Below are 9,277 nucleotides of genomic sequence, written 5' to 3'. Positions count from 1 at the left end.
GGCGGTCGAGCCGCCGGGTCGCGGACGAGCCGGTCGCCCGCCGCCGCGACGAGGAGGAGCTGGAGCCGGTGGCCCGGCGGCGCGGCGAGCGCACCCGCGACCGGGACGAGATGGCCCCGACCGGGCGGCGGCGCGGCGGCACGCGGGCCGAGGAGCCGGTCGTCGAGCGGTCCAGCCGTCGGTCCCGGACGGCCGAGGACGACGGCAGCCGGTACTCGGTCCCGCCGCGGACCGTCGACGAAGCCGAGGAGCCGTGGGACAGCCCGCGCCGCTGGCAGGCCGCCGAGCCGATCTCGGCCGGCCCGGTCTCCGCCGAGCCGATCTCCTCGGGCCCGATCTCCGCGGGCCCGGTCTCCGCAGGGCCGATCTCGGCGGCGCCGCGCAGTGGCAGCGGCCGGCACAGCGTCGAGGACGACCTGCCGGAGGAGCCGGACTACTGGCGCCCGCCGGCCCGGTACGTGCCGGAGGAGGTGGCCCCACCCGTCGACGACACCCCGACCCTCGTGGACCTGGCGTCCCGGCGGGCACGGCGGGCCGCCGGCGAGAGCCGGTCCGCCAAGCGTCGCCGGGCCAGCGCGGATGCCGTGGACGGGGCGTACTGGGCCGGGCTGCGGGGTGAGGCCAAGTGATGCGTACGACCGTGCCTCCGGTGGCCTGCGTGGGTGAGCCCCGGCTCACCGCCGGGTTCGCCGAGTTCGGCCGGCTGGACCTGGTTGCGCACGACGAGGTGCACGGGCCGATCGGCCCGATGGAACCCGCCCAGCTGCTGCGGCTCGCCGAGGGCATGCAGCTCAAGGGCAAGGGCGGGGCGGGCTTCCCGTTCGCCCGCAAGCTGCGCGCGGTGCTGGAGTCCTGCGAGCGGCAGGACCTCGCCGCGGTGGTGGTGGTCAACGCCTCCGAGGGGGAGCCCGCCAGCTGGAAGGACAAGGTGCTGCTGACCCGCGCCCCGCACCTGATCCTCGACGGCGCGGCGCTGGCCGCGTACGCGCTGGACGCCGAGGAGATCGTCATCGGTGTGGCCGACGACGGCGTGGGCCAGGACTCGCTCATGGAGGCGCTGGCGGAACGCCGGATGCCGGTCCCGACCACGATCGTCACCGTGCCGCACCGGTTCATCTCCGGCGAGGGCGGCGCGCTGGTCAACGGGATCAACGGGTTGCCGCACATCCCGCCCGGCACCAAGAAGCGCTCCAGCGACTCGGGCGTCAGCGGCCTGCCCACCCTGCTGTCCAACGCCGAGACGTACGCCCAGCTCGCCGTCGCCGCCCGGCTCGGCCCGTACGAGTACGCGGCGCTCGGCACCGACGACGAGCCGGGCACCGTCCTGCTCACCGTGACCGGCGCGGCGGCCCGGCCGGCGGTGGTGGAGTGCGCCGCCGGCACCCCGCTGCGCGAGATCCTCGAGCTGTGCGAGGTGCCGGACGGGCCGGGCATCCTGATGGGCGGCTACCACGGCAAGTGGATCACCCCGGAGGCGGCGGACCTCGCGGAGGTCTCCCGCAAGGGCCTCGCCAAGGTCGGCGGCACCCTCGGCGCGGGCATCATCGTCCCGCTCGGCGCCGACACCTGCCCGCTCGGCGAGGCCGCCCAGGTGGTGCGCTACCTCGCCGGCGAGTCCGCCGGCCAGTGCGGGCCGTGCAAGATGGGCCTGCCGGACCTGGCCCGCGCGGTCGACCTGGCGGTCGCCGGCAGCCAACCGGCGGACGTGGTGCGGGCCGCGGCTGGCGAGGTGAAGGGCCGTGGCGCGTGCAGCCACCCGGACGGCACCGCCCGCTTCGCCCTCTCCGCGATCGAGGTCTTCGTCGAGGACCTGCGGCTGCACAGCACCGGCGACGGCTGCGGCCGGCGGGTCAAGGGCGTGATGGGGCTGCCGGGCGCACCCGACGCGAACCCGCAGAAGCTCACCCTGGACTGGTCGCGCTGCGACGGGCACGGGCTCTGCGCGCACGTGGTGCCGGACTTCATCCGGCTCGACGGCAACGGATACCCCGCCTTCCCGCCCACCCCGGTGCCGACCTGGCTGCGGGAGGGCGCGCTGAAGGCCGTCAAGGTGTGCCCGGAGCTCGCCCTCCGGCTCGCCAAGGCCGAGTAGGGAACGGCCCCCTCCGCACGCCGGTGCATGGGGGGGGCCTTCCGGACACCTGTCGAACGGAGAAGCGGATGCGGATCGGGATCGGGCGAACAGCGGCTGGGCACCTGTCCCGCCCCGCCACCGCCGCGGCGCTCGTCGCCGCCCTGCTCGCCACGGTCTCCTGCACCGGCACGGTGCCACCCGAAGCGGCAGCCGCCGGATCCGCGCCGGCCTCGACCGGCGCGCCGGCCACCGCGCCGGCCACCGCACCGACCTCCGCCGCGCCGGCCCGGATCCCGGACACCCTGCGCTTCACCGGGACCACGCTCACCGGCGCCCCGTTCGACGCCACGCGACTGGCGGGCCGGCCGGTGGTGCTGTGGTTCTGGGCGCCGTGGTGCGCCACCTGCGCCAGTCAGGCCTGGACGGTGGCCGAGATCGCGCCCCGGTACCGGGACACCGTGCCGATCGTCGGTGTCGCCGGCCTCGGCGAAGAGCGGGCCATGAAGGACTTCGTCACCGAGTTCGACCTCGCGGGCACGCCACAGATCGACGACCGCGCCGGTGCGCTCTGGCGGCGGTTCAGGGTGACCGAACAGAGCACGTTCCTGATCATCGACCGGGACGGCAAGGTCGTCCACCAGGGCTTCCTGGACGGCGAGGCGCTCACCGCGCGGGTCACCGCGCTGGCCGGGGCGTGACAGCGCCCCTGCTGCTCGCGCTGACCGCCGGCATGCTCGGCGCGGTCAACCCGTGCGGCTTCGCGTTGCTGCCCGCGTACCTCTCGTTGCTGGTCGGCGGGGCGCCGGACGCCCGCGGTGCGGTCGGCCGCGCACTCACCGCGGCGGCCGGGCTGACCCTGGGGTACGTGGTGGTCTTCGGCGCCTTCGGCCTGGCGCTCGCGCCGCTGGCCGGCTGGCTGCGGCCCCGGCTGCCGTGGCTGACCGTGGCGCTCGGGCTGCTGCTGGTGGCGGCCGGGTGCTGGCTGCTGGCGGGCCGCCGGCTACCCGCACCCGGCTGGGCCGCCCGGGCGCCCCGGCTGACCCGTACCTGGCCGTCGATGGCGCTGTTCGGCGGGGCGTACGCGCTGGCCTCGCTCGGCTGCGCCATCGCTCCGTTCCTGGCGATCGTGGTGACCAGCCTCCAGGCCGGCTCGACCGCCCGTGGGCTGGCGCTGTTCGGCGCGTACGCGCTCGGGATGGGCTTGGTGGTCGCGGTCGCCGCGCTCGGTGTGGCGCTGCTGCGCGACGGGCTGGTGGCCCGGTTGCGCGGCGCCGGCGCGTTGGTGCCCCGACTCAGCGGCCTGGTGCTGCTGCTCGCCGGCGGCTACGTGGCCTGGTACGGCTGGTACGAGCTGCGCCTGGCCGCCGGCCGCCGCGAGGCCCTGCACGACCCGGTGATCCGCGCGGCGGCCCGGCTGCAACACGGGGTCGCCGACGCCCTCGACGCGCTGGGCCCCGCCGTCCTGGCCGCCGTCCTGGCAGCCCTGCTGCTGGCCGTGGCGCTGACCCGCCACACCCGCCCCCGCGACCTCGCGGTTCCGGCCGTGGCGAAGGCCGCGGAGCCCTCGGTGGCGGAGACCGGAACTGCGAGATCGGCGGGAGGCTAGGGGTCAGCGGGAGGCTAGGGGTCAGCGGGGGGTGAGGCGGTCCGTGCCCATGCGGTCGCGGAGGACCTCGGGGATCAGGACCGAGCCGTCGGGCTGTTGGTACTGCTCGATGATGGCCGGGAACAGCCGGCTGGTGGCCAGCGCCGAGCCGTTGAGGGTGTGCACGAAGCGGGTCTGCTTGCCGCCCGGCTCGCGGTAGCGGATGGCCGCCCGGCGGGCCTGGTAGTCGCCGGCCCAGGAGACCGACGAGACCTCCTTGTACTTGCCGGTGCTCGGCATCCACACCTCGATGTCGAGGGTCTTCCTCATCGACGCGCTGGCGTCACCGGCGGAGAGCAGCGTGCGCTGGTAGTGCAGGCCCAGCCCCTCGACCAGGCTCTCCGCGTGGGCGAGCATCTCCTCCAGCGCGGCGTCGGCCTGCTCCGGGAGGGTGAACTGGAAGATCTCCACCTTGTTGAACTGGTGCCCACGCACCGTGCCGCGCTCGTCGGAGTGCGAGCCGGCCGACTCCCGCCGGTAGCACGGGGTGTACGCGAACGCCTTCAGCGGCAGCTTCGTGGTCTCCAGGATCTCGTCCTGGTACGCGCCGAGGATCGCCGTCTCCGAGGTGGGCAGCAGGAACTGCCCGCGCGGGGCCGACTCCCGGTCCAGGTGGTAGACGTCGTCGTAGAACTTGGGGAACTGCCCGGCGGCGAAGCCGGCCGAGTCGAGCAGCAGGTGCGGCGGGAGCAGGAACTCGTACCCGGCCTTCAGGTGCTGGTCGATGAAGTAGTTCAGCAGCGCCCACTCCAGCCGCGCGCCGACCCCCGTGTAGATCCAGAAGCCGGAGCCGCCGAGCTTGACGCCGCGCTCGTAGTCGACCAGGCCCAGCGCACGCGACAGCTCGACGTGGTCACGGACCTTCTCGATCGCCGGGGGCTCGCCGAAGGTCTTGACGACCCGGTTGGCCTCCTTGCCGCCGGGGAGGACGTCCTCGCTGGGCAGGTTCGGCAGCTCGCTCATCGCGTCGCGCAGCCGGCCCTGCACCTCGTCCAACTGGGACTCCAGCTCGGCGAGCTGCTTGCGCTCCGCCTCCGGTGCGGTGACCTGCGGCTCGGTGCCGGCGCGCTTCGCCTGCGCGTACGCCCGGGCCTCCGCCTTGCGGCGCTGCCGCTCCGCGTCGATCTCCGTGATCAGGGCGCGCCGTTCCTGGTCGAGCCGCTGGATCTCGTCCAGGGCCCGGTTGACCTCGGCGGGATCCAGTCGCTTCGCCAGCGCGGTCGCCACCGCCTCGCGATCCTTCCGGATCAACTCCATGTCGAGCATGCTGCTCCGTACGCCTCCGTCCGGGGTCAGGTGGACCAGCAGATGCTACCGTCGCGCACCCGATCGCCCGGGGCCGGGAGCGCGATCCCACCACCGGCATGCGCGGAGGGCCCGTTCAGAGCCGGATCGGCATCAGCACCGAGAAGGTGTCCGCGTCGTCCAGCCGGCGTACGGCCAGCGGGGCGATCGGCCCGTCCAGCTCCAGGACCAGCTGGGACCCGCCGGCCGCGTCCAGCGCGTCCAACAGGTAGCCGCCGTTCACACCGACCCGCAGCTCCCCGGCCGGGTCCTGCACCGCCACCCGGTCGTCGGCGCGGGTTTCCGCGGCGGGGAGGTCGGCGGCGGGAAGCAGGCGGACGCCACGGCGGTCGTCGAGGCCGAGCACGGTGACGGCGAGCGGCGTACCGCCGTGTTCGCGGTCCACCGTGGGGGCTGCCGGGTCGGTGAGCGCGGCGCGCAGCGCCGCCACGTCGACCGGGATCCGGTACGCGGCCGGGCCCTCGCCGACGGCATCGCGCAGCAGGCGGCGGTAGTCCGGGAAGTCGTAGGACGGCGCGGTGCCCGCCAGCGTCCGGCCGGACGCCTCGAACCGCAGGTCGGCACCGCTCACGGTCAGCCGCACCGGCCGGGCGTCGGCGGTGTCGAGCAGCGCGCGTAGCCGGTCGACGAGGTCCACTGCCACGAGCACCCGCACCGGCGGCCCGTCGACGGTCGCTCCGGCGCGGGCCAGCGCGAGCCGGTGCCGGTCGGTGGCGACCAGCCGGACGGCGTCCGGCTCCACGTCGAACAGCACGCCGGAGAGCACCGGGAACTCCGTGTCGGCGCCCACGGCGAAGCGCACCGCGTCGACGGCGGCGGCCAGCTCGGCGGGGGAGAGCAGCAGCGTGGTGGTGGCGGCCGGCGCCGGGTCGACCAGGGCCCGGAGCCGGGCGACCTCGCGACGGGCGTCGGCGAGCCCGTCGGACAGCCGGCGCAGGTGCGCGTCGAGCAGCCGGTGCACCGTGGCCGGCTCGGCCCGCACCGCCGCGGCGATCTCGGGCACCGGCATGCCGACCCGGCGCAACCCGGCCACCAGCCGGGCCGGGGCGATCTGCGCCTCGGTGTACCAGCGGTAGCCGGTCACCGGGTCGACCAGGGCCGGCTCCAGCACCCCCGCCGAGTCGTAGAAGCGCAGGGCGCTGACGGTCAGGCCGCTGGCCCGGGCCAGCTCGCCGATGCTGTGCAGGTCGCTCTCCACGCCGGGCATCCTGCCCCCTCGACCCGGTTGAGGGTCAAGCCGCCGGCGGGGTGTCCGGCCCGGCCGCCACCTCGCGCCCCGACCCGGCCTCGGGCGCCGGCCCCGCCGGCTCCTGCTCGAGCACCCGGAAGGTGAGCCCGGCACGGATGAGCCGGTCGAGCAGCGCGTCGCCCATCGCCGCGACCGGGGTGAGCTGGCCGGCGGTCGGCGGCAGGTCGTCGAGAGCCAGGCAGAGCGCCGACTCGGCGAGCATCTTCGCCGTCTCGTCGTAGCCCGGGTCACCGCCGGCCACCTCGGTGACCACCCGCCGCCCACCGCCCCTGCCGACGAACCGGACCCGGAACCACGACGTCGCCCGCTGCTGCGCGGTGGGCCCCTGCCCGGAGGTGAGCCGGCCGAGCAGCCAACGCCGGGTGGGTGGCAGCTTCACGAGCCCGACCAGCGCGCCGAGCCCGGCGGCCCCGGCCAGCACGGTCGGCAGCCGCTTCACGGCGGCGAAGTGCCGGTAGCGGAAGTCCGGGCCGTACTCCGGCCGGGCCGCCGCCGAGCGGCGTACGACCTGCGGGTCGATGGTGGGCAGCGGCACGGTCCAGATGCCCAGCTCCGCCGAGCGGGCCAGTTTGCCGGGCACCGCCCGGACCCGGCGGCCGGTGGGTCGCGGCTCGACCGACCGGCGCTCCCGGGCCGCCCGGCTGGCCTGCCCGGTCCGGGAGAACGCGGTGAGCGCGGAGTGGTACGTGCCGGCGGAGAACCGACCGCCGGCGCGGACGTACCCGTCCACGCTGATCGGCGAGTCGGCGGGCAGGTGCTTGACGGTGAACCAGACGCCCAGGTCGTGCGGGACGGAGTCGAAACCGCAGGCGTGCACCAACCGCGCGCCGGTGCGGCTCGCCTCGGCGTGGTGACGGACGTACATCAGGTCGACGAACTCCGGCTCGCCCGTGATGTCCAGGTAATCGGTGCCGGCCCGGGCGCAGGCGGCGACCAACGGCTCCCCGTGCTGGATGTACGGGCCGACCGTGCTGGCCACCACCCGGGCGCTCCCGGCCACCGCGCGCAGCGAGTCGGCGTCGGTCACGTCGGCGGTGAGCAGCGGCAACCCGGCCAGCGTCGGGTCGATCGCGGCGAGCCGCTCCCGTACGGCGGCGAGCCGGTCCGGGTTGCGGCCGGCCAGGACCCAGCGCAGCCCGGGCGGCGCGTGCCGGGCCAGGTATTCAGCGGTCAGCCCTCCGGTGAACCCGGTGGCTCCGAACAGCACCACGTCGTACGTCCGCTCCCCAGCCATCCCCAGAGTCTGCCATCCGGCGTACCAGCCGGTAACTCTTGAGCGGGGGTATTCGCCATTTCCTCCCGCTCCGGGTCCTCGCATACTCGGCCCGGACGGGGTGAAGCGGGCTCGCCCGGAAGGGGTGAAGCCCTCCGCGCCGGGTAACCGCTCGCCGACCGGGGGTGGAACGCGTCCGTGGGGGTGGAGCCGGGTGCCGGAACAGCAGGATCACGCACGGGTCGGTACGGCGCCGGGGCTGCCGGCCAACCCGCCGCTGCTGGCGTCCCGGCTGACCCCGGCGGCGCCGCCCGAGCCGATGGTGGCTCGGCCGCGCCTGCTGCGCCGGCTCGACGAGGGCAGCACGGGACCGGTCACCCTGGTCGCCGCCCCCGCCGGCTGGGGCAAGACCACACTGCTCGCCACCTGGGTACGGCTGGCCGCCGGCAGCCCCGAGGCCGGCCCGGGGCCGGCGTGGGTGTCGGTGGAGGCCGGCGACGACGGCGACCGGCTCTGGGCGTACCTGGCGGCGGCGCTGCGCGCGGCGACCGGGTTCGCGGTCGGCGGCCCGATGGACCCGGTGCCCGACCGACCGCCGCGCCCCGACCAGTTGGAGCTGCTGGCCGCCGCGCTCGCCGCCGCCGACCGTCCGGTGCTGCTGGTCCTCGACGACCTGCACCGGGTGGTCGACCCGGCGGCGCTGACCGGGCTGGAGTTCCTGCTCCGGCACGCCGAGCGGCGGCTGCACCTGGTGGTCGGGGCGCGGGCCGGGCTGCCGCTGGCCCTGCACCGACTCCGCCTCGCCGGTGAGCTGACCGAGATCGGCCCCGACGAGCTGGCCTTCACCGACGACGAGGTGGCCGACCTGCTCACCGCGCACGGCGCGCCACTGCCGGCCGCCGCCCTGCACCGGCTGCGTGAGCGGACCGGCGGCTGGCCGGCCGCGCTGCGGATCGCCGCGCTGGCGTTGCGCGGGCAACCCGATCCGGAGCGCTGGGTCGGACAGTTCGGGGGCGACCAACCGGAGATCGCCGGGTACCTGCACGAGGAGGTGCTCGCCGCGGTCGACCCGGCCGACCGGGACCTGCTGCGCCGCACCGCCCTCGCCGAGACCGTCTGCGCCGAGCTGGCCGAGGCGTTGACCGGCCGCGCCGACGCCGGGCGGGCACTGGCCGACCTGTCCGGCGCCGGCGGTCTGCTGCACCGCGAGGAGAGCCGCCCGCCCTGGTACCGCTGCGACCCCTTGCTGGCCGACCTGCTCCGGGCCGAGCTGGCCCGGCTGCCCGCCGACGAGCTGCGCGAGCTGCACGTGCGGGCCGCCGACTGGTACGCCGGCGACGGGCGCCCGGTCGACGGGCTGCGGCACGCGTTGGCCGCCGGCCGGTGGGACTGGGCCGGCGACCTGTTCGTCGCGCACTGGCCCGAGCTGACCCGGTACGACGGCGACCCGGTGCACGGTCCGGCGCCCGCGTCCCCGCCACCGGAGGTGGTCCGCGCCGATCCGGAGGTGGCGTTGGCCTGCGCCGCCGAGCGGGTGTACGCCGGAGACCTGCCGGCTGCCGCCGACCACCTGCGCGCCGCCGCCGTCCACGCCAGCGGCCTGCCGGTGCCGCGCCGGGACCGGTTCCTGCGCCTGGCCACGGCCCTGGAGTTGACCCTGGCCCGGCTCGCCGGCGACCCGGCCGAGGTCCGGCCGCCGCTGCCCGGCTGCTGCGCTCCCGCACGGCCGGCGCCTCCCGGACCGGAACGTCGAGCGCCGCCCCGAGCGGCGTGCCGGGCGCCGCCCCCGGC

Annotated in this window: 6 protein-coding genes and 2 pseudogenes; 5 read left to right on the top strand and 3 right to left on the bottom strand. The window is 76.2% G+C overall.

The annotated features are described in order from the left end of the window. The 4 genes and pseudogenes from DKT68_RS31275 to DKT68_RS29005 all read left to right on the top strand — a co-directional run. Positions 1–629, top strand: a pseudogene (locus DKT68_RS31275) (hypothetical protein); the annotation flags it as partial. Further along, a complete protein-coding gene (locus DKT68_RS29015; RefSeq protein WP_109820562.1) occupies positions 626–2,092 on the top strand; it encodes an NADH-quinone oxidoreductase subunit NuoF family protein in 1,467 nt (488 codons plus the stop codon). The pseudogene DKT68_RS31275 and the gene DKT68_RS29015, both read left to right, overlap by 4 nt. A gap of 68 nt (positions 2,093–2,160) precedes the next feature. Continuing rightward, complete coding sequence (locus tag DKT68_RS29010; RefSeq protein WP_109820561.1) at positions 2,161–2,772, top strand: redoxin domain-containing protein; 612 nt, start codon at positions 2,161–2,163, stop codon at positions 2,770–2,772. Further along, entirely contained in the window at positions 2,769–3,680 is a 912-nt protein-coding gene (locus DKT68_RS29005) for a cytochrome c biogenesis CcdA family protein (RefSeq protein WP_109820560.1), read from the top strand. Before DKT68_RS29010 ends, DKT68_RS29005 begins: the two co-directional genes overlap by 4 nt. 21 nt (positions 3,681–3,701) lie before the next feature. Here DKT68_RS29005 and serS read toward each other — a convergent pair whose 3' ends face one another. From serS to DKT68_RS28990, 3 genes are all read right to left on the bottom strand, one after another. Beyond that, the gene (gene serS, locus DKT68_RS29000) at positions 3,702–4,985 is read right to left on the bottom strand and encodes a serine--tRNA ligase (RefSeq protein WP_109820559.1); all 1,284 of its coding nucleotides are present in this window, start codon (positions 4,983–4,985) and stop codon (positions 3,702–3,704) included. Between the two features lie 115 nt (positions 4,986–5,100). Then, positions 5,101–6,231, bottom strand: a complete 1,131-nt coding sequence (locus DKT68_RS28995; RefSeq protein WP_109820558.1) for a DNA polymerase III subunit beta family protein — start codon at positions 6,229–6,231, stop codon at positions 5,101–5,103. Positions 6,232–6,256: 25 nt separating this feature from the next. Further along, entirely contained in the window at positions 6,257–7,507 is a 1,251-nt protein-coding gene (locus tag DKT68_RS28990) for a saccharopine dehydrogenase family protein (RefSeq protein ID WP_109820557.1), read from the bottom strand. 124 nt (positions 7,508–7,631) lie between these two features. Between DKT68_RS28990 and DKT68_RS28985 the strand changes: the two are divergent. Further along, positions 7,632–9,277 (top strand): annotated as a pseudogene (locus DKT68_RS28985) (AAA family ATPase); the annotation flags it as partial.

It is taken from the genome of Micromonospora acroterricola, from assembly GCF_003172955.1.
Lineage (GTDB): Bacteria > Actinomycetota > Actinomycetes > Mycobacteriales > Micromonosporaceae > Micromonospora > Micromonospora acroterricola.
This window is presented reverse-complemented; position numbering and strand designations above follow the sequence as displayed.